The sequence below is a fragment of the Streptomyces sp. B15 genome, assembly GCF_018070605.1.
GTDB lineage: Bacteria > Actinomycetota > Actinomycetes > Streptomycetales > Streptomycetaceae > Streptomyces > Streptomyces smyrnaeus.
This window is the reverse complement of the sequence record NZ_JAGPXJ010000236.1, coordinates 1-415: the sequence shown is the minus strand read 5'-3', so window position 1 is coordinate 415 and position 415 is coordinate 1. Positions and strand designations below refer to the sequence as shown.

At 66.5% G+C, this 415-nt stretch carries 1 pseudogene; it reads left to right on the top strand.

Going from position 1 to position 415, the window contains the following annotated elements:
• Positions 1-214: 214 nt before the first annotated feature.
• Positions 215-415: pseudogene (locus KBY19_RS36020) on the top strand (hypothetical protein); the annotation flags it as partial.

Here is a 415-nt window from a genome sequence, read left to right as displayed (position 1 = left end):
CTCGCAGTACCTGCTCCAGGCGGTTCCGTATCTGGTCGTCATCGTGATCCTGGCGGCCCTCAGCCGACGCCGGATCAACGAGAGTCCGGAATCGCTCAGCAGAGTCTTCTGACCGGCTTCGCCGGTCGTCCCCACCGCCCATTCAGCGTGAACGCGCGGACCAACCCACACCGATGCACCCAACCCTTTCCACCCAACCCTTCATGGAGGAACGATGACCAGCCGACGAACCCGCCCACGTACCCGAGCAGCAGTGCTCCCCGGACTGCTTGCAGTGGCGCTCGGCGTCGCCGCGTGCGGCTCCGACGAACCGAGCGGCTCCGAGACCGACAGCAGCGACGCCGGAACCGATGCGGAGGGGAGTGCCGCAGCGGGTTCGAGCGGTGGCGTCGACACGATCGGCTTCATCTACATC